The organism is Paraburkholderia sp. HC6.4b, assembly GCF_014200875.1.
Classification (GTDB): domain Bacteria; phylum Pseudomonadota; class Gammaproteobacteria; order Burkholderiales; family Burkholderiaceae; genus Paraburkholderia; species Paraburkholderia tuberum.
This window is the reverse complement of the sequence record NZ_JACHDC010000004.1, coordinates 1-19148: the sequence shown is the minus strand read 5'-3', so window position 1 is coordinate 19148 and position 19148 is coordinate 1. Positions and strand designations below refer to the sequence as shown.

The following is a 19148-nucleotide window of genomic DNA, read 5'->3' as shown; positions in this document are numbered from 1 at the left end:
CACGGGCTGTAGTCGATCCGGGCTAAGCTTGACGCGCCCGCGCAGTCTGATGCTGAGTCGCTCCGTTGCCTCCAATCTCGCCCATCAGATAATCGATGAACGACGCTATTCGCGAAGAAACGGCTGTATTGCGGTAATAGACAGCATGGATTGGCTGACGGACGTCCTTGGTCTGACGGGCGAGGATCTGCACGAGACGCCCTGTTTCACGGTCCCGGTCGGTCATGAAATCCGACAGGCAGACAACGCCCACGCCTTCGAGCGCCAGTTGACGAAGCGTCTCGCCGCTCGATGAACTTGCCACCGGCTCGATACGGTACGGCTCACCGTCGGCACCGAGCAACGGCCAGACATTGAGCGACTCCGGTTGTGTAAAGCCCAGCAGTACGTGCTTGCCAAGGTCAGCGACCTCGCGCGGATGTCCGTGCGCCTCAAGGTGGTCGGGACTCGCAAGAACACGCATGCGGCTACTGCCAACAAGCCGGCTATGCAGCGTCGAATCCTTGAGCCGGCCAATTCGAATAGCGACATCGGTGCGGCTCTCGAGTAGATCGATGATGCCGTCGTTCGTGTTCAGCTCCAGGTGAACGTGCGGATAGCGCACGCGGTAGCCTTGCACAAGCGGTGCGATCACGTGCAGCATGAAAGGCGACGCTGCATTGATCCGCAGGAGCCCCGATGGGTTTTCCCGCCGCGCGACCATCTGTTCCTCCGCGCTTTCCACGGAATCGATGATGGCGCGCGCGTGTTGAAGGAACGCGCGCCCTTCCTCGGTCAGCTCCATCCTGCGCGTGGTCCGGCGCATCAAGGTCGTTTTCAGCTTTTCCTCGAGGCGCCCCAGCGTCCGGCTGGCCGCCGACACTGTCAGGTCGAGATGTTGGGCAGCTGCCGTCATCGAGCCGGTATCGACCACGGCCATGAAAGTCGCCAATTCGTCGAGGGTGATATTCATTCTTGATTTCTTTTCAAAAGAATTTTGTTTATAGACCGGTTTTGTGAACAAAAGTAAAGCTGGCAGACTCGGTCCGTCAGAATCCTCAATTCCTTCGCGAGGGAATACAGCCGCCGGAAGGCGCAGGCGCGCTGTCGAGTCTGGTGAGACAAAACTTTCTCCAATGTCACGGAGATTTAATAAATCAAACAGGCTGTTTCTGGAGACATACGCCGCGACGTTCAGGCTTGCGCAGACCAGGCGGGCAACTAACTCTGCTTAGCCGGAATGCGACTGACATCGGCATAAAGCCGGCGCGCAACTCACCTCGATCAATGCGAGCACAAACATGACGGTTACCGAGCGACCCGCGAATTACGGCACCAGCATGATCGGCCTGGGCCGGTTTCAGATCGATTTGGAGATGCGGACGCTGCACCAAAGCGGCACGCTCGTACCTGTCGGATCTCGCGCCTTCGATATTCTTGCCGTGCTCGTGTCGGCCGCTGGACGACTCGTTACGAAAGACGAGTTGTTGGATAGTGTCTGGCCGAAAACCGTCGTCGAAGAAAACAATATCCAGGTCCATCTGTCCGCGTTACGCAAAATACTTGGTGAGGATCGCAACCTGATTGTCACGATCCCTGGTCGCGGGTATCAGTTGCGACAACGACCCGTTGAGAGCCGGGCTCCTGCGGTCGAGTCCAGAGCCTTCTGACGTAGCCTGCCGCTACGCGAAACCCGGCTCACAGGCCGCGACGCAGCCGTTCGGCAGATCAGCATGTTGCTCCAGACGACGCAGGTATTGACGCTCACTGGAGCCGGCGGTATAGGGAAGACGAGCCTGGCTATAGAGGTAGCACGGCAGGCATCGAACGATTCTTCCCGCGCTGTGTGTTTTGTCGAACTTGCCACGGCAACAACCGAAGATGCGGTCCTATGCGAGGTCGCCGAAGCATGCGGGCTGTCCACGCTCGATGCTGCAGTCGACATTGCGCAACTGGCTGCGGCGGTTTCCGGCAAACGTCTGCTCCTCGTGCTGGATAACGCCGAGCATGTGATCGACGCCGTCGCGCGGATCGTCGACGCACTCGTAGCGACAAGCGAAATTCTGCGTGTGATGGTAACGAGTCGTGAACCACTTCGCCTGATGCAAGAGACGGTGTACCGGGTCGAGCCACTCGACGTGCCGCCTTCGCATTCAACCCATGCGGAGATCGTCCAGTTTCCAGCGGTAAAGTTGTTTTTGCTGCGCGTCAATTCAATCCAACGGTATGCATACGCCGGCTGCGAGGAAATTCATCTCATCGGCGAGATCTGCCGCCGGCTGGACGGCATTCCTTTGGCGATCGAGCTGGCAGCGACGCGCGTCGCTGGCCTCGGCATTGGGGGTGTTCATCGCTATCTGCACGACCGTTTCAGTTTGCTGACGGGCGGCTACCGGACCGCTCTGCCACGCCATCAAACCTTACGTGCGACGTTCGACTGGAGTTTCTTCATCCTGAATCCATGCCATCAGCGCCTCGCGGTATTTAGCGGCGGCTTTACGTTCGATGCGATGTGCGCGGTGATGTGCGACGAGAAATACGCTGTGGCGGACGCGATCGGCGGCATCGGCGATCTGGTGGCGAAATCGCTCGTCAACATTGAGCTGGAGGGGCCGGTAAGCAGGTATCGCCTTTCCGATTCGGCACGTGCCTATGCGCTGGAGAAGCTGCATGCGCAAGGCGAGCAGAGGCTGATCGCGGCGCGCCATGCACGCTATGCCTCCCATTGCTTGCGACCGTGTCTGGCTGACAGTGTCGCTGAACAATTGGACCTGGAAATCGATTTCCGGCAGTCGCTGGATGATGCACGCAGCGCTTTCGATTGGGCGTTCTCGCGGCATGGCGATACGCGGATTGGAGTCGAGCTCGCGGCAGGTCTCACAGAGGCGCTGCTCGATGCGGGCCTGATTCACGAATGCCGCACGCGTGCTGAGCAGGCCATCGATGCGCTTGAAGAACTGCCCCCTGCCTCGGTGGACTCAGACACCGAAATGCGCGTACGTGCCACTCTCGCCTCGGCATTGATCTATGCTCAGGGGCCCGTGTCAAAGTCGGCACAATCGTGGACGGAACTGCTGGCTCTTGCTGGCGATAGAGGCGACGGTTCTGGTGCAAATAGTGAAGGTGAATCGGTTAAGGTGTTGCCCCCCGATCTCATCATTCGACAATGATGTCCGAGCGCGGCCTGTCGCTGGTCCACACGACGATCGCTGTCTCCTATTCGAACTCCGCGATCCGCAGGCCAATTTCCCAATGGATTCATATCCATTCCGTTATACGACACATAACGAATCGATATTTCGGCCTTGATATTGACTCACCACCATCATCGCTGACGCGACGCAGCCAGTCGGCTGGACGACTGGCGTCGTCTCCTTCCCGTTCCCCATCTTCGGAGACTCCATGAGAACAAACTTCACTCGCGCGGTGGTGCGCTCACTGCGCCCTGCGGTTACGCTTTTAGCCGCGCTTGGCATCTATGTCGCGTTGAGCCCCACTGCCACCGCCGCGGTGCCGATGGGCGTCGCGTTCGTCTACCTCGGCAACCCCGGTGACGCTGGCTGGACCTACGCACACGAACAGGGTGTGAAGGCGATCGAAGCGAGGTTCGGTGACAAGATCAAGGTCACGCGCGTCGAGAACGTACCCGAATCCGCTGACTCCGAGCGCGTGTTTCGCGACCTCGCGAACAAGGGCAACAAGATTATCGTGGGCTCGAGCTTCGGATTCCAGGACTTCGAACTGAAGACTGCAAAGGATTATCCCGACGTCGTCTTCGAGCATGCGACCGGATACAAGAAGGCCACGAACTTTGCGACCTATGACGTGCGCACGTACCAGAGCGCCTATCTGGCTGGGCTCGTCGCCGGCTATACGACGAAGACGAATACGCTCGGCTTCGTCGCCTCGGTGCCGGTCCCGGAAGTGGTGCGCAACATTAACGCTTTCACAATGGGTGCGCGTTCGATCAATCCGAATGCGAAGGTAAAGGTCATATGGATCAATAGCTGGTTCGATCCAGGCAAGGAGAAACAGGCGGCCGAAACGCTGATTGGCCAGGGAGCCGACGTGCTGATCCAGAACACCGATTCGACGGCGACAATGCAGACTGCCGAGCAGAAGAAAGTGCACGCGTTCGGTTGGGACTCGGACATGAAGAAGTTCGGCCCGAATGCCCAACTGGGCGCATGCGTGAGCTACTGGGGCGTCTACTACTCTCACCTGATCGAACAGGTGCAATCCGGCACGTGGACCAACGCGCCGACGTGGTGGGGTCTCAAGGAAAAAGCAATCGACCTCGCTGACATCAACACTGCAGCCGTATCGCCTGCCGCGCAAAAGGCGCTGGCGCAAAAGCGCGACGACATTATCGCGGGCAGATTCGATCCGTTCTCCGGACCGATCAGGGATCAGAATGGCGCGATCAAGGTGGCAGCCGGCACGTCGCTGCCCGACGCCGAGTTGCTGCGGCTCAACTGGTTCGTGCAGGGGGTCGAGGGCACGTTGCCGAAGTAACTCAGCCAACGTGGAGGAGACACACTTTGAGCCTTGTCATTTCCCCGAAACAGAACGCGTCGGCGTTCCCTGAGCAGGGGCTCGCGCCGACACGCGAGCAGATCGTCCGCCATCTGCGTCATGCAAGCGTCATCGCAGAACGTGCGATGCTGTTGGGCCGTCACCCGTTTGGCGCCATACTCGTCGGGCCTGATCAGGAGTCGGTTCTAATAGAACAGGGCAATGTCGATTCCGTCAATCATGCGGAAGCGGTGCTCGCGCGTATCGCCGCGCTCAACTTTACGCCGCAATTCTTGTGGGGTTGCACGCTCTATACGACGGTTGAGCCATGTTGCATGTGCGCAGGCACGGCATATTGGGCCAACATTGGGCGGGTGGTTTTTGCAATGACGGAAGAGCGCCTGCTGCAAGCCACGGGCAATCATGCAGAGAATCCCACGATGAGTGTGTCGTCGCGGTATGTCTTCGACCATTGCCAGAAGCGCATTGAACTGGTTGGGCCCGTGGCCGAGGTCGAGGAAGAAGTGATGCAGGTGCAGCGCAGGTTCTGGGGACGCCGATGAGCATGGCGCATCGCGGCCTTATGTTCGCATCATGCCGCGCGCGGAGCCGCCACCGCCCGCGCAGCGGCCGCCGCGGCCACCGCGCCCGCAGGGCTCAGTTCGGGCCTTGCGCAGTTGCGGCCGTTCGCCGGATCAGACCACCCGAACGTACCCCTACGCTGAGGTAGGAGCACAAATGCTGAGATGGCGCGGTCAGATCCCGTCAGGTCGCATGCCGGTGCTCCGAGCACACCACCGGTCTGCGTTGGCGTAGGCGTGGCCACCGCTCGCGCCGCGGCAGCAGACGACAACGGTGGACACGATCGCTGTGCAGACCGGCACGCGGTACGCTCCACCATGCCGCAAACGCGCTACCGCTGCGGTACGCCGTCGCGCCACTCGCCCCAATGCGTGACGATGTCCTGCACGAGCGGATTGCCCGTGAGGAACAGATTGTCGATCGCGATCGTGAAGCCCCCCTGCGACGAGTAGTTGAGCAGATTGTCCGCGCTCGACTGGCCCGCGTACGGCCGGTCGAAGTCCGAACCAGCGCGCAGCACCGCGACACGGTTCAGGTCAACGCGATGCACGGTCGCCGCGCGCGTCAGCGCCTCGAAAGTGGCGTTGTCTTCCTGCTGGGTCGTGCAATAGGTGCCCTTGCCGTCGGTCAGGATCTTCGTCCATTGCCGCGCACGCTCGCCGAGATCGGTGCCCGACCACCAGGTATCGCCCGCCAGCGTGTCACACTGGATCACGGTCGGCGGACGGTTCGCGGGCGCATAGTTGTATTTGGCGCGGGCAGCCTGCGCCTGTGCGTCGTCGGTCAGCGTCACGTTGCGCGACAGCGCGAATGCCGCGTTCGAAAGCGCCGGATTGAGCTGGAACACTTCGGTGCGATAGTCGAGCGGCGGCTTCTGCGTCGGGCCCGTCGTGTTGATGCCGAGATAGCCGGTATTCCAGCCCGGCGGAATTTCGCGTCCGTCGATTTCCCATTGAATCCCGAAGTCGACGAGCCAGTTCGCCCACGCAGCGGAACCGACGGTGCCCTGAAGCGGATCAATACCAGCGATGCCCGCCACCATGAAGTACGTATGACGCAAGTCGAAACGCGGCGAGAACGTCAGCGCCATGATCGACGCGGCGGCATTCGCGTGCCCCATGCCCGTCGTCATCACGCAGACCTCCTGGCGATTGCAGTGTACGGCAGGGTAGTCAGGAGACAGGCCCGCGACGGTGATGTCCTGCCACGGGCCGAGATGATCGAGCCACACCTGGCCTTCCGGACCGAACATCGAAATGATCATCACCTTGACCGGCCGGCCATGCGACGCGCCGTCGTCCTGCGCGAAGCTGTCGTCGGCATGCGCGATGGCCGGTGCAACTGCCGCGCCTGCCACGAGCAACGATGAAATCGCTGCACCAAAAGCACGATTTAGCATAAGAGGTCCCACCTGATATGTAAGAACTGCGGTTGCGAAAAGTGAGTCGCGTGCCGTGTTGTCGACTGACGTCGTGGTTTTTTGTCGGCGTGCAGCGTGGGACCTGGGCGTGAGCCGTTCAGGTGACAGTGAGTATAAGCAGAGAAAAATCTGTATTGCCAGGCGGACGAATGTCATGCTCGGCTTCAACCGTTTCAGGAACGCCGCGATCACTCTGGCAGGCATTGAGTTGACGCATCGCATTCGCAAAGGCCAAGTCAACCTGGCGAAGCTCGGCCTCAAAAATACCGCCGCGTGAGCACATGTCGTGCGCTCAACTCGCGCAACACGCGCGAAACGGTCATGCGTGCGACTCCGGACTCCTTGACCAACTCGGTTTCCGAAGGGATTGCGTCTCCAGGCTTCCAGGTGCCATCGGCTATGCGCTCGATTACATAGCGCTTGATCTGTTCGTATGCTGGCGCAAGCTTGCGCTGCAGCTTCAACCGCTTCGCCTCTCCACCCGCCCGCGCCGCCTCAGTCATGACTGTCCTGGTTGCACCGTGAACGATTTGCGCGCGCCGCGCGACGCCAGCCTCAAGTACCCACCGCCCCGGGCAAAGCATCGTTCGCCGAGGCCGCCGCACTGCCCGCCACGCAGTCCGTTGGTGCCGGAATGCAGAAATCCCGTGAGGGCCGGACCGTCAGCGGGCCGGGCAACGGCGGCGGACCATCATCCATGATCATGTGGAATGCGCGTGTCATGTCGTCCGCAAGCGGACGGTCGTCACGGTAGGTCGGCAAGACAGCGCGAACCTGGCTATACAACGCCTGCGTATACGGCGCGCGCTCGGCTGCGATAGGCTGCAGGTCGTATGCCTGAACCGCGGCAAGCAGTTCAATGCCAAATATGCGGCCGCTGTTGTCGATGACGGCCAGCGCCTTGAGCGCGGCCGGCGTGGCGTGGCAAAGGTGATCTTCCTGCAAGCCGGACGTCACACCGCCGTCGAGGCTCGCGGGCGCGGCCTCGCGGCGGTTCTGCGCGACCAGCGCCGCCGCCGTGTATTGCGCGATCATGAAGCCCGAGCGCGTGCCGCTCGCTTGCGCGAGAAACGCGGGCAACCCGCTCACGAGCGGATTGACGAGACGATCGAGACGCCGCTCCGCCATCGCGGCCACCTGCGCGACCGCAACCGCGAGGCTGTCCATGGCGAGCGCGATCGACGCGCCGACGGCGTGCGCCTGCGAGAACACGCGCGGCTCCTCGGGCGTGCCGGCGATGATCGGATTGTCAGTCGTCGAGGCGAGTTCGCGGTTCACGACTTCGGCCGTCGCAGCCAGCACATCGCGCGCCGCACCGTGCACATGCGGAATCGTGCGCATGCTGAGCGGATCCTGCGTACGCCGTCCGAGTGCCGCCGCCAGCAGACCGCTGCCCAGCAGCGCCGCGCGCATGCGCGCGCCGACCTGCGCAAGGCCCGGTGAGACGCGATACGCGAGCGAGCCCGCGTCGAACGCCACCATCTGGCCGCCGAGATTCTCGAAGCTCATCGCCGCCACGGCGTCGGCCCAGTCGAGCAGCCGGTGCGCGCGTTGCAGCGCGAGCGCCGCGAGCCCGGTCACGCACGGCGTGCCGTTCACGAGGCTCAAGCCTTCTTTCGCTTCGAGCGACAAGGGTTCGAGCCCCAGCCGGCGCAGCGCCTCGGCGCCGCTGATGCGCTCACCACGCCAGTTCACGTGCCCCGCGCCGACGCACACGAGTGCGATATGCGCCATGTGGCTCAGATAGCCGACCGAACCGAGCGCGGGCACTTCGGGCAGGCAATCGGCCTGGAGCAGCGCGACGAGCCGCTCGACGAGTTCGACGCGCACGCCCGAATGCCCGTGCGCGTAATTGTTGATGGCTGCGGCCATGATCGCGCGCGTCTCCTGCGCGCCGAGCGACGCGCCGACGCCCACCGCGTGGCTCATCAAAATGTTGTGCGAAAGCGTGTGCTGTTCGGCCGGCGACACCACCACGTCGCACAACGCGCCGACCCCGGTGTTCACGCCGTAGGCGCGCATGCCGCGCGCGATGATCTGCTCAACGAGCGCGCGCGCGGCGCCAATGCGCTCGCGCGCTTGCTCGGAGAGCTCGAGCGGTGCGCCTGCCGCGACGGCGCAGACTTCGCGCCAGTCCAGCGGGTTTCCGGTACGGATGACGGTCATGATGAACCCTGACTATGGATCAATGTGCGTTGCGGTCCTGATGGCTCGACACGAACTGGCGGAAGCGCTCCGACTTCAGTTCGCCGAATACCTCCGCGGGCGTGCCGTCCGAATCGACCTGGCCCTGATCCAGGAACATCACGCGATTGGAAACGTGTTTCGCGAAGCCCATCTCGTGCGTGACGACGAGCATCGTGCGGCCCTCGTCGGCAAGCGTGCGCATGACGCGCAGCACTTCGCCCACGAGTTCGGGATCGAGCGCCGAAGTTGGCTCGTCGAACAGCATCACCTTCGGATGCATCGCGAGTGCGCGCGCGATTGCCACGCGCTGCTGCTGGCCGCCCGAGAGATGTGCGGGATAGTGGCCGCGCTTGTCGGCGAGGCCGACCTTCGCGAGCAGCGCCTCGGCTTCCTCGACCGCTTCGGCGCGGCTGCGCTTTTGCACGCGCATCGGGCCTTCGATCAGGTTCTGCAGCACCGTCATGTGCGACCACAGGTTGAAGTTCTGGAACACCATGCCGAGTTGCGAGCGCACGCGGTCCACCTGGCGGCGGTCGCCCGGTTGCAGCTTGCCGTCACGGCGGCGCTTCATCTTCAGCGCTTCGCCGGCAAGCGCGACGGTGCCGTCGTCGGGCATCTCAAGTAGGTTCAGGCAGCGCAGGAACGTGCTCTTGCCCGAGCCGCTCGCACCCAGGATCGAAATCACGTCGCCTTCGTGGGCGTCGAGCGAAATGCCCTTGAGCACGTGATGATCGCCGAACGACTTGTGGATGTTCCTCACGGACAGGGCGGCGACCGGTGCGACTGCGTTCATACGATTCTCCGGAAAGATGGGCCGATCAAGACGCGACGCGGCGGGTTTCGAGTTGCGTGGCGGGGCGGCGCACGACGGTGGGCGCGGCGCGCAGATGGCGCGAGAGGCGCCGCTCGACGAGGCCGATGAGGCGCACCACGAGGAAATTCAGGCATAGATAGATCAGCGCAGCGCACGTGAACACCTCCGTCGTGCGATAGGTCTGCTGAATGATCTGTTGCGCGACACCTGTCACTTCCCAGACGGTGACAAGGCTTGCGAGCGCCGTCGACTTGACGAGCAGCACGGCTTCAGTCGAATAGGCGGGCAGGCACTGCCGCAACGCGATGGGGCCGATCACGCGGCGCAGCAGCGCGAAGCCCGACAGGCCGATTGCATGACCTGCCTCGATCTGCCCGACCGGCACGGCCATCAGGCCGCCGCGGATGATCTCGGCGGTGTAGCCCGCCGTGCACAGCGCGAGCGAGAGCACGGCGCACACGTAGGGCTCGCGCAGCACGGGCCACAGGAAGCTTTCGCGGATCACGCCGAACTGTCCGAGCCCGTAGTAGACGAGAAACATCTGGATCAGCAGCGGCGAGCCGCGGAACACGAGAATATAGGCGCGCGCGAAGCGGTTAGGCAGCCAGTGCGGCGAGACGCGCATCGTGACGATCACGAGCGAAAGCAGGCCGCCGAGCACGAGCGAGGTGAAAAAGAGGCTCAGCGTGGTCGGCACGGCGGCAACGAGCTGGCGCGTCGTGTCGAGAAGAAAATCGAAATCGATATGCATGATGAGGCCGCCCTTGCGTCAGTTGCGCGCGAAGTTGCGCTTGAAGGAGCGGCCGACGATCGTCTCCGCCCGGCCGAACACACGGTTCGAAACGCCCGTCATCGCGAGATAGAGCGCTCCGCCAACGACGAAGAACAGGAAGTACTGGTGTGTCGATCCCGCCGCGACCTGGCTGGCACGCAGCAATTCGACGAGACCGGTGACCGAGATCAGCGCCGAGTCCTTGAGGCTCAACTGCCACACATTGCCGATACCCGGCAGTGCGAATCGCAGCACCTGGGGAATCAGGATGCGGCGCGCCATGGTGAGCGTCGGCATGCCGATCGCGCGCGCAGCTTCGAGTTCGCCGCGCGAGACAGCTAGCACGGCGGCGCGATAGACCTCCGTCTGATACGCGCCGGAAATCATGCCCACCGCGAACGCGCCAATCACGAACGGCGGCACGCCGATGAAGCCGTCGGCACCGAACCACTGCCCGATCGAGGACACCAGCGTCGAGCCGCCAAAGTAGAACAGATAGATGACAAGCAGTTCCGGCACGCCGCGGAAGACGGTCGTGTAGAAGTCGCCGATCACGCGCGCCGTGCGAAAACGCGAGAGCTTTGCCGCTGCGACGAGCGCGCCGAATACCGCGCCGATCGCGAGCGCCGCAAGCGTCAGCACCACCGTCATGAACGCACCGAGCAGGAGCAGGCCGCCCCAGCCATCGGTCCCGAAGCCGAGCATTTCGAAAAGAGCCATCACGCCACCTCAACCAAGCCTGCGAAACAAGCCGCGCGGCATCAGCCTTTCGAGCCGGATCAGGCCGAAGCGCGCGGTCACGTTGTGAGCGACGCTCAGGGCGTCACGTCGGTCTTGAACCACTTCTCCGAAAGCTTCTTCACGGTCCCGTCGGTAATCGCCGACGTTATCGCCGCGTCGAACTTCGCCTTCAGGTCCGCGTCCTGCTTGCGGAACGCGAGGCCTTCGCCCGGCCCCCAGATCAGGCCGCCGATCTTCGGGCCGGCCGTCACCGTCGGCACCGCTTCCTTCTTGTCGGCATTTGCGGCGTAGTACGTCACATCGTCGAACGACGCGTCGATGCGGCCATTGGACAGATCGAGATCGCGTTCCGGCGAGGTCTTGTAGACGCGGATCGACGCGACATCCTTGAAGTTCTCGTTGATGAAGCGCGTATAGACCGTGCCCGACTGAATGCCGATGGTCTTGCCCTTGAGCGCCGTGCGCAGCGCCTGGACGGCGGGCGCGTTCGACTTGGCGTCGGTGTCGAGCTTCAGCGGCGCCGGGTTGCCGGTTGCCTTCGGCAGGATCTTCGTGTCGGTGACCGCGAAGGTCGCCGGCGTGGACGCATACGGCTTCGAGAAGGCAATGATCTTCTCGCGCTCTGGCGTGATCGAGATCGCATCCATCAGAACATCGAACTTTCCGGCTTGCAAGCCGGGAATCATGCCGTCCCAGTCCTGCGCCACGAGATTGCACTTGAGTTGCGCCCGCGCGCACAGGTTAGCGGCGAGTTCGGGTTCGAAGCCGCCCAGCTTGCCGCCCGGCAGCGTCATGTTCCAGGGCGCGTAGCCGCCTTCGAGGGCGATCGTCACTGTCGTCCAGTCCTTCGCTTCGGCGGTGTTGCCCACAAGCGCCGCCGCTCCAAACGCGGCACCGATCAAACTCTTGACCAACCATCTGCACTTCGCCTGCATGTCCACACTCCTTGGATTGCCGAAAACTTCATTACGGTAGCGCGCCAATCGCGGTTTCGTCTTGTCTAGACAAGATGCGGGAAGTCGAATTTTGGCGCAAGCGCAATTTCTGAAAATGTCGCCGATTCAGGGTATCCACCAGGTCAGGGTCTCGGATCTGGCGCTTTACCCCGCCTGGCGGCGAACGCACAGTGGCAGTCACGGGTAATCGCATCAGCGACGATGCCGATGCAGTTCGTCGCTGGGCGATAGCCGGGGAAGGCCTTGTCTCCAAGTCGCGACTGGACCTCATCGACGATCTGAAGGCAGGTCGACTGGTGGAGTTGTTTCCGCCGGCGTATTGCGAGCCTTCGCCGCTGCACTTGATTTGTGCTCACCGTGCGCAACTGACACCGACGATCAGCGCGTTGAATGCCTTCCTGCGCGAGCGCTGCTCTGCATTGCTGGCCAGCTACCTCTCGGGAGGCTCCCGATCTGCGTAACGAAGTTCGCCCTTTCCTGATCGTCTCAATGAGTCGACCGAAGGCTTAGGCGCTAGCTCAGTGTCTTGAACTGGATACCCGGCCAGGTGAGTTTTGGCAGCCTGCTTTCCAGGCAGGTGCGGAGTTCCTGCACCTGCGCCGCTTGGTCGGAATCTTCCGGTCTGGTGAGGTAATACGCGTCACCACTTCCAACGGCGGTTTTAAACGGCAGCACGAGTTGCCGCTCGTCGATCGCGTCCTGTCGACCAGCTGCATCTCGCCGACGACGTTGCACCCGAGGTCCGCGCGAACGTCGCGGTCATTACGACGCTCTCCGCACAGATCGCCATCGTGGAAAAGCGTCTTCGAAAAAACGTCGCACACACGCGGACTGCGCCCTCTTTACTCCAGTACCCGGCAATTGATGGAGCACGCTTAATTCGTACCCTTTGTCTTATAACAGTTTCACGAATTGATTGAATTAAATGTCATTTCACTTATCCTGTTTCCATAGTCGCGCGATGGTCCAAACCAGCAGTCCTCTCGTCGGAGGTCACGGCCAATGAGTCCCGTCGTCGTCACCCTGCTCGTGCTGCTGGGCGTCGGGCTACTGCTCGCGCTCCGCCTCATGGGCATCTACAACGGGCTAGTGGTCGCCCGGAACCGCTTCGCGAACGCCTTCGCCCAAATCGACGTGCAGCTCAAACGCCGCTACGAGCTGATTCCGAACTTAGTCGAAGCGGTCAAGGGCTACATGGGTCACGAAAGGGAGACGCTCGACGCCGTCATCAAGGCCCGCAACAGCGCGATGGCAGCCGAGCAGAAAGTCGCCGCCAACCCCAGCGACCCGGCGGCCATCAGGGGGTTTAACGAGGCCGAGGCCCAGCTCGGCGGCATTCTGGGCCGGCTCTTTGCGCTATCCGAAGCGTACCCGGACCTCAAGGCCAACCAGAACATGCTCGCCCTGCAGGAGGAACTGAGCTCGACCGAGAACAAGATCGGCTTCGCGAGGCAAGCCTTCAACGACGCCGCCACCGACTATAACAACCAGCGCGAAGTCTTCCCAGCCGTCATGGTGGCCGGCATGTTTGGTTTCAAGGAAGCGTCACTGCTCGAAACCACAGAGGCCGAGCGCGCAGCGCCCAAGGTGTCGTTCCGGTAACCGGAACCGCCACGGCTCCGTGCGCTTCACGCTCTCAAAACCGCGCCGACCATGGCCACCAATTTCTTTCAGCAGCAGGATTCGGCACGGCGCAAGACCTTCCAGCTGGTGGTCTATTTCGTCCTCGCGATCCTGATTCTGATCGCCCTCGTGTACGGTCTGTTGGTGGCGCTCAGCATGTATGGCGCTCACGAGCCCGTGTCCTGGTGGCAACCTGACATGCTCCTGCTCGCGGCGCCGGCGGTGGGCATCCTGGTCGGTGGTGCCAGCGCGCTCAAGGTGTCCCAGCTCGCTTCTGGCGGGCAGGCCGTCGCCTTGATGTTGGGCGGTAAGGAGGTGCCCGGCACGACCACCGACGCGCGGCAGAAGCGGCTGCTCAACGTCGTCGAGGAGATGGCCCTCGCTGCGGGAGTGCCGGTGCCCCCCGTATATGTTCTGCCGGAGACCGGCATCAATGCCTTCGCGGCCGGCTACGCCCCGGGCGATGCTGTGGTCGCCGTCTCCCAGGGCTGCCTCGACTACTTGACCCGTGACGAGCTGCAGGGCGTGGTGGCGCACGAGTTCAGCCATATCCTCAACGGCGACATGCGGCTCAACATCCGGCTGATCGGCCTGATCTTTGGGATCATGGCGTTGTCGATCATCGGCCGCAGCCTCATGTTCGCTTCCCGCGCACGCTCGTCGGGAAGACAGGATTCCCGCGGCGGCATGGTGCTACTAGGACTGGGCGTGTTTGTGCTGGGACTGGTGGGAGCGTTCTTCGGTCGGCTGATCATGGCAGCGGTGTCCCGGCAGCGCGAGTACCTGGCCGACGCGAGCGCCGTCCAATTCACGCGCAACCCCGACGGGATTGGCGGGGCACTCAAGAAGATCGGCGGGCTGGCCGAGGGGTCGCGCATCGACACCCCCCGGGCCGCCGAGGCTGGTCACATGTTTTTCGCCAACGCTTTCGCCGGCGAGGGGCTCGCCGGACTGCTGGCCACCCACCCGCCCCTCGTCGAGCGCATCCGCCGGCTCCATCCCCAGTTCGACGGCCAGTTCCCGGAAGTGCGACCGGTCGATGTCGAGCGGGAACAACTCGAGGGCACCCGCCCCAGCCGCGTCCCGCCGTTCGCCGGGGTTCCCACGTTACCGGGGCTGCCGCAGGTGCCGGTGCCGGTATTGGGCTTCGCCGCCGATGCGGCGTCCCGCGTCGGCCACATTGATCCACAAGTGATTGACTACGCCCACGAGCTGCACGACAGCATGCCCGAGGTGCTCCGGGTCGCCGCACAGGAGCCGTTCAGTGCTCGCGCCCTGGTCTATGCTCTTCTCATGGACCCGCGGGCGGACCTGCGGGAACTCCAGCTGACCCAGCTGAAGGCCGACGCTGAGCCCCAGGACTTCGCGGAAGCCTTGCGGCTGGTTGTCCCTGTCCAGGTACTGCCGGACACGCATCGGTTGCCGCTGCTGGACCTGACCTTGCCAGCCCTGCGGCAGATGTCGCCGCGCCAGCACCGGGCTTTCCGCGCCCAGGTCGAGATGCTAGTGATCGCCGACCAGCGGCTGAGCCTGTTCGAGTACACGCTCCGCTGTGTGCTGCATCGCCATCTCGACGCCCAGTTCCTGCCGCAGCGTCAGACTCGTCCAATGCACAGTTCGCCGCAAAAACTGGCGCAGCCGGTGGCGACGGTGTTAGCGCTGTTGGCCTGGGAAGGCCAGCCGGAACCCGACCAGGCCGCCCGGGCTTTCGATACCGGCATGCGCGGCTACATTGGCGGCGACCAAACCCACCGCTTGCCGCCCCGCGAGAAATGCACCCTCGCCGGGTTCGACGCGGCCCTGCAAACGCTCGATCAATCCATCCCGGCCATCAAGCAGCGGATTGTCGCCGCCTGCGCGGGCTGCATCGTGGCGAACCAGCAGGTCACCGTCCGTGAAGCGGAGCTGCTCCGCGCCATTTGCGATACGCTCGACTGCCCGCTACCGCCGCTCGTCGCGAGCGAATCGGAAAGACGATGAACGACCTTGCATGCAGGGTTTTGTCGCGGCAAGGAACGCAGAACAACTGCGATCGCTATGCCGCGGGATCGAAGAACCGGGGGTTACACCCCCTGCTCCGGTTTTCTGATCGCGGATGACCCTGCCTGACCGGCGGCTGCGCCGGTGACCGACGCGGCCGTCGCGCTCGGCACGATGTGCAATTCACGGGTGCGCAACGGCAGCGAACATTGCGCGTCGGTCAGTGTTTGACGCACCCGGCGCGCGAGTTCCCAGCGCATGGTCCAGAACATGTCCGTGTTCGACCAGACGCGGATATTCAGCACCGCCGTGCTGTCGTCGAAGCGGATGACCATCACCTGCGGCGCGGGATCGCGGAGCGCACGCGGGTCGGCGGCGGCGAGCGTGCGCAGCGCCTCAAGCGCGCGATCCACATCGTCACCGATCGAGATCTCCACTTCGAGATCGAGCCGGCGCATCGGATTACGGCTGAAGTTGCGGATCGAATTGCTCCACAACGCGCTGTTCGGCACGTATTCGCAGATGCCGTCGGGTTTGGTGAGACGCGTCGTGAACAGATTGACTTCGTCGACCGTGCCCGCGACACTGCCGGCTCCGCCCTCGATATACTCGCCGACCTTGAACGGCCGCAACACTAGCAGCATGATGCCGGCCGCGATGTTCTGCATCGTGCCTTGCAGCGCGAGACCGACCGCAAGACCGGCTGCGCCAAGCACGGCAATGATGCTGGCCGTCTGGATGCCTAACTGCGACAGCGCACCGACGATCGCGACAATGCGAATGCCCCACAGGCCGATGTCGCAGAGGATCGGTCGCAGCGTGGCGTCCATGCGTGACTGACGCGCAAGGAGCCGGCTCAGCGACATCGAAGCGCGGCGCGCGACCCACCATCCGATCACCAGTATGCCCGCAGCGGCGCCCAGATGAATCGAGAACGCGGTGAGCATATCGAGCAGGAAGGCCCATCTGCCCGGACTGATTTCGACGAGAAGATTCTCCATGTGTCTTGACGATCCCTATATTGGACAGCGGGTAGATTGCCGCGCGCGAGCATCGACGGTATATGTGGACGAACTCGACTGGCTTCCGGGAATTTAACCAGATAACTTCCGTTTTGGGCATTATCAGCGGTTAAAGCTGCGTGTTTTTTCTGAGCCTGTTATCCAGATCGCTTCTGTCGTAACGGCAGCCGCCCGAGCTAGCGGCTGCCCGCCCCGAGTTCCGTGAACGGCCCCGCCGGCGTGACTTTGAGGAGACGGAAACGATGTCCTCACGCCCCGTTCGACCTTCTCTGCAGGCGTTTCGATAAACCACTCAAGATACCCACAGAAGCTGGGCACAAGCCTGTGGACAACAGGCTCATGACTCGCTCAACTCATTGAGCGCATTGGTTTTCACTCACATGCTTCCGATAGGTCGGCTGCGTCGCGGCCACACGCGTGTCGGACGAGCCGCCGTCGCCGCGGCGGCGCTCTCGCTCACCTTCATCGTGCGCGGCGCGCTGCACGTACCGATTCAAGGATCGGTCGCGCTCTTTCTCGCTGGCGCGGCGCTGCACCTGTTCGCCACCACTTCGATGGGCATTTTCATGGCCACGCTCGCGCGCAGCATGCCGCAGTTCGTGCAGAACGTCATGCTCGCCGCGCCCACCACGCATTTCGTCGAGCTCGGCCAAGCCATACTCTTTCGTGGCGCGGGCATCGCCGTGGTCTGGCAACCCTTCCGGTGGCTCGCGGCGATAAGAGGTCACACAGCGCATGAATGAGCGCCCTGCTACGCCGCGCGGAGGTCGAGCAGCGTATCGGCCTGACCGGATCGACGATCTATCTGAAGATCGCGCAAGGCAAGTTCCCCAAACCCATCACGGTCGGCGTGGCGGCGGTGCGCTGGCGTGAAAGCGAGGTCAATCAATGGATCGCAGATTGTGCGGCAGGCACATTGCAGCACAACCCGGACTCAGGCAAGGCGCAGATAAAGCCGCCAGGGAAGGCGAAGCGCCAGCGATCCGAGATCTGATCGCAGGACATCCACCCGACCCGCATCGCGCGGGTCTTTTTTTGCCTGCGCGCTGCGCTCGATCAGATCGCAGTCACACTTCCGATGTTTGTTAAATCACGTCAAAGTATTGATAGTGCATAGCATCCCCGTTGCAAATGCTTGCGTAGCCGGGTAAAAAAATTGTCCGTTCGTAGCGCATACCTTATTAAAAATGAGGTCGTAACCATGCAGCGCTCATTTGACCATTCAAGGAAAAATTCAAGATGCCGATTTCCTGCCCATATGTGGCTGAAAGATGATGGCGGCGCAGACATCAAAGGCTCGTCAACCGTTCAGGATCGCGAGGGAAGTATTGAAATTATCGGCTTCAGCCACGGCGTGAATCTGCCGGTTGATGCGGCTAACGGCACGATTACCGGCGCGCGCTCGCACTCGCCGGTTGCGTTAGAAAAGGAGTTTGACGCTGCTACGCCTTATCTTTACAAGGCCGTGGCAAAGGGGCAAACGTTGCAGTCTGCTGAGATAAAGTGGTATCGCATCAACGACGCGGGGAAGGAGGAAGTTTATTTCGTGATGCTACTCGAAGGCGTAAAGGTCTGCGGCATCAATCCTGGCATGATGAATACCAAGCTGTCACCCGACTCGCTGCTCAATCACGTTGAGGCGGTCTCGCTGATGTACGAGCGCATCACTTGGCATTATCTCGACGGCAATATCAAATTCACGGACGCGTGGAACGAACGCGCATAAGCGAGAGGATTGAAACATGGCTTATTCGGGAAAGTTTCTGGTGAATAACGCGCCTCTATCACCGCTCACCATCTTCGGCATTGGCACATTCAACGCGTTTTCAGGCAATCATCAGTACCGCAATCAAGGCGGATGCACAGCGTTGCCTAACGATGGCCCAATACCGGCTGGCAAATATTGGATCGTTGACAGGCCCACTAGCGGTATCCGCTCTCAGGCTTACGCATGGGCTAAAGACACCTTCAACTCAACATTCGGCACGCCATCGGATCACTTCGAATGGTTCGCGCTATATCGCGATGACGGGATGATTGACGATGTAACGTGGGTTGGTGGCGTCAAACGTGGACAGTTCCGGTTACATCCCGCAGGTGGTGCGGGGGTGTCACTTGGCTGCATTACCCTGCCGAGCCGTGCGGATTTCCTGAGAATCCGTTCGGCGCTGCTGCGCACCATGACGATCCCGGCCGGCAGTTCGGGCGGCGCGCGTCAAGCAAGTTGTCGCCTCACTCATGCAGCCAGAGGCTGTTTATTTGCGCTGATCGACGCCATCTCGACGACTGAGTCGCGTTCGGGGTTAAGCGTCACGGCACCAACCGGTGTCCAGTTGCGCGTGTGGCGCGACCAGCGGGCCGGATTGCGCTCGCGGGCCCTCTCGTACAGTGCATGCCGAGCGGCGAGAAGCGCACGATCGTCACCGGCGTGACGCTGCGCAGGCGTCACGTAGCGGATGCCACTATGACGATGCTCGAAGTTGTACCACTGCACGAAGCCGGCAGCCCAGGTGCGAGCAGCGTTCAGGTCCTCGAAGCCTGTGACCGGAAACTCCGG

At 62.3% G+C, this 19148-nt stretch carries 19 protein-coding genes and 4 pseudogenes; 12 read left to right on the top strand and 11 right to left on the bottom strand.

The genetic code is table 11. From position 1 onward, the window contains the following. Positions 1-22: 22 nt before the first annotated feature. The gene (locus HDG34_RS06745; protein ID WP_184058652.1) at positions 23-952 is read right to left on the bottom strand and encodes a LysR family transcriptional regulator; all 930 of its coding nucleotides are present in this window, start codon (positions 950-952) and stop codon (positions 23-25) included. Between the two features lie 328 nt (positions 953-1280). Between HDG34_RS06745 and HDG34_RS38910 the strand changes: the two genes are divergently transcribed. From HDG34_RS38910 to HDG34_RS06730, 4 genes are all read left to right on the top strand, one after another. Continuing rightward, complete coding sequence (locus HDG34_RS38910) at positions 1281-1649, top strand: winged helix-turn-helix domain-containing protein (protein ID WP_260321055.1); 369 nt, start codon at positions 1281-1283, stop codon at positions 1647-1649. Between the two features lie 63 nt (positions 1650-1712). Then, entirely contained in the window at positions 1713-3149 is a 1437-nt protein-coding gene (locus HDG34_RS06740) for an AAA family ATPase (protein ID WP_260321054.1), read from the top strand. A 232-nt stretch (positions 3150-3381) separates the two neighbouring features. Continuing rightward, positions 3382-4494, top strand: coding sequence for a BMP family ABC transporter substrate-binding protein (locus tag HDG34_RS06735; RefSeq protein ID WP_184058650.1), 1113 nt, complete (start codon positions 3382-3384; stop codon positions 4492-4494). A gap of 26 nt (positions 4495-4520) precedes the next feature. Beyond that, the gene (locus HDG34_RS06730) at positions 4521-5057 is read left to right on the top strand and encodes a nucleoside deaminase (RefSeq protein WP_184058649.1); all 537 of its coding nucleotides are present in this window, start codon (positions 4521-4523) and stop codon (positions 5055-5057) included. Between the two features lie 350 nt (positions 5058-5407). Here HDG34_RS06730 and HDG34_RS06725 read toward each other — a convergent pair whose 3' ends face one another. Beyond that, complete coding sequence (locus HDG34_RS06725) at positions 5408-6475, bottom strand: purine nucleoside permease (protein ID WP_090811167.1); 1068 nt, start codon at positions 6473-6475, stop codon at positions 5408-5410. A 175-nt stretch (positions 6476-6650) separates the two neighbouring features. On the opposite strand from HDG34_RS06725, the gene HDG34_RS06720 reads away from it, so the two are divergent. Continuing rightward, positions 6651-6773 carry a hypothetical protein gene (locus tag HDG34_RS06720; protein ID WP_409259253.1) on the top strand — a complete coding sequence of 41 codons (123 nt, stop codon included), beginning with the start codon at positions 6651-6653 and terminating at the stop codon, positions 6771-6773. On the opposite strand, the pseudogene HDG34_RS06715 reads toward HDG34_RS06720, so the two are convergent. From HDG34_RS06715 to HDG34_RS06690, 6 genes and pseudogenes are all read right to left on the bottom strand, one after another. Further along, positions 6766-6999 (bottom strand): annotated as a pseudogene (locus tag HDG34_RS06715) (GntR family transcriptional regulator); the annotation flags it as partial. The gene HDG34_RS06720 and the pseudogene HDG34_RS06715 sit on opposite strands and share 8 nt — an antisense overlap. A 52-nt stretch (positions 7000-7051) precedes the next feature. Continuing rightward, positions 7052-8662, bottom strand: a complete 1611-nt coding sequence (gene hutH / locus HDG34_RS06710; protein ID WP_184058647.1) for a histidine ammonia-lyase — start codon at positions 8660-8662, stop codon at positions 7052-7054. Positions 8663-8681: 19 nt separating this feature from the next. After that, on the bottom strand, positions 8682-9476 hold the full coding sequence (locus HDG34_RS06705) for an ABC transporter ATP-binding protein (RefSeq protein WP_184058645.1): 795 nt from the start codon (positions 9474-9476) through the stop codon (positions 8682-8684). Positions 9477-9501: 25 nt separating this feature from the next. Then, a complete protein-coding gene (locus tag HDG34_RS06700) occupies positions 9502-10248 on the bottom strand; it encodes an ABC transporter permease (RefSeq protein ID WP_184012210.1) in 747 nt (248 codons plus the stop codon). Positions 10249-10266: 18 nt separating this feature from the next. Further along, a complete protein-coding gene (locus tag HDG34_RS06695; RefSeq protein ID WP_018422333.1) occupies positions 10267-10989 on the bottom strand; it encodes an ABC transporter permease in 723 nt (240 codons plus the stop codon). A 95-nt stretch (positions 10990-11084) separates the two neighbouring features. Beyond that, the gene (locus HDG34_RS06690; RefSeq protein ID WP_184058643.1) at positions 11085-11945 is read right to left on the bottom strand and encodes a transporter substrate-binding domain-containing protein; all 861 of its coding nucleotides are present in this window, start codon (positions 11943-11945) and stop codon (positions 11085-11087) included. Between the two features lie 155 nt (positions 11946-12100). Between HDG34_RS06690 and HDG34_RS06685 the strand changes: the two genes are divergently transcribed. Further along, complete coding sequence (locus HDG34_RS06685; RefSeq protein ID WP_311734863.1) at positions 12101-12427, top strand: LysR substrate-binding domain-containing protein; 327 nt, start codon at positions 12101-12103, stop codon at positions 12425-12427. A gap of 52 nt (positions 12428-12479) precedes the next feature. Here HDG34_RS06685 and HDG34_RS38605 read toward each other — a convergent pair whose 3' ends face one another. Beyond that, a complete protein-coding gene (locus HDG34_RS38605; protein WP_176078954.1) occupies positions 12480-12641 on the bottom strand; it encodes a hypothetical protein in 162 nt (53 codons plus the stop codon). Positions 12642-12968: 327 nt separating this feature from the next. Here HDG34_RS38605 and HDG34_RS06680 point away from each other — a divergent pair, with 327 nt between their 5' ends. Together HDG34_RS06680 and HDG34_RS06675 are read left to right on the top strand one after the other, a co-directional pair. Then, positions 12969-13568 carry a LemA family protein gene (locus tag HDG34_RS06680; RefSeq protein ID WP_184058641.1) on the top strand — a complete coding sequence of 200 codons (600 nt, stop codon included), beginning with the start codon at positions 12969-12971 and terminating at the stop codon, positions 13566-13568. Between the two features lie 51 nt (positions 13569-13619). Continuing rightward, on the top strand, positions 13620-15569 hold the full coding sequence (locus HDG34_RS06675) for a M48 family metallopeptidase (protein WP_184058639.1): 1950 nt from the start codon (positions 13620-13622) through the stop codon (positions 15567-15569). Positions 15570-15652: 83 nt separating this feature from the next. Here HDG34_RS06675 and HDG34_RS06670 read toward each other — a convergent pair whose 3' ends face one another. After that, on the bottom strand, positions 15653-16570 hold the full coding sequence (locus HDG34_RS06670; RefSeq protein ID WP_184058637.1) for a mechanosensitive ion channel family protein: 918 nt from the start codon (positions 16568-16570) through the stop codon (positions 15653-15655). 440 nt (positions 16571-17010) lie between these two features. Between HDG34_RS06670 and HDG34_RS06665 the strand changes: the two are divergent. The 4 genes and pseudogenes from HDG34_RS06665 to HDG34_RS06650 form a co-directional block, all read left to right on the top strand. Then, positions 17011-17334 (top strand): annotated as a pseudogene (locus HDG34_RS06665) (hypothetical protein); the annotation flags it as partial. Beyond that, positions 17331-17585 (top strand): AlpA family transcriptional regulator, encoded by a 255-nt coding sequence (locus HDG34_RS06660; protein ID WP_184058635.1) that lies wholly within the window; start codon positions 17331-17333, stop codon positions 17583-17585. The pseudogene HDG34_RS06665 and the gene HDG34_RS06660, both read left to right, overlap by 4 nt. Before the next feature lie 207 nt (positions 17586-17792). Next, positions 17793-18317: a type VI secretion system tube protein TssD gene (locus HDG34_RS06655; protein ID WP_184058633.1), complete on the top strand. Its 525-nt coding sequence runs from the start codon at positions 17793-17795 to the stop codon at positions 18315-18317. 16 nt (positions 18318-18333) lie between these two features. Continuing rightward, positions 18334-18798: pseudogene (locus HDG34_RS06650) on the top strand (DUF2778 domain-containing protein); the annotation flags it as partial. 29 nt (positions 18799-18827) lie between these two features. Here HDG34_RS06650 and HDG34_RS06645 read toward each other — a convergent pair. Continuing rightward, positions 18828-19148, bottom strand: a pseudogene (locus tag HDG34_RS06645) (integrase core domain-containing protein); the annotation flags it as partial.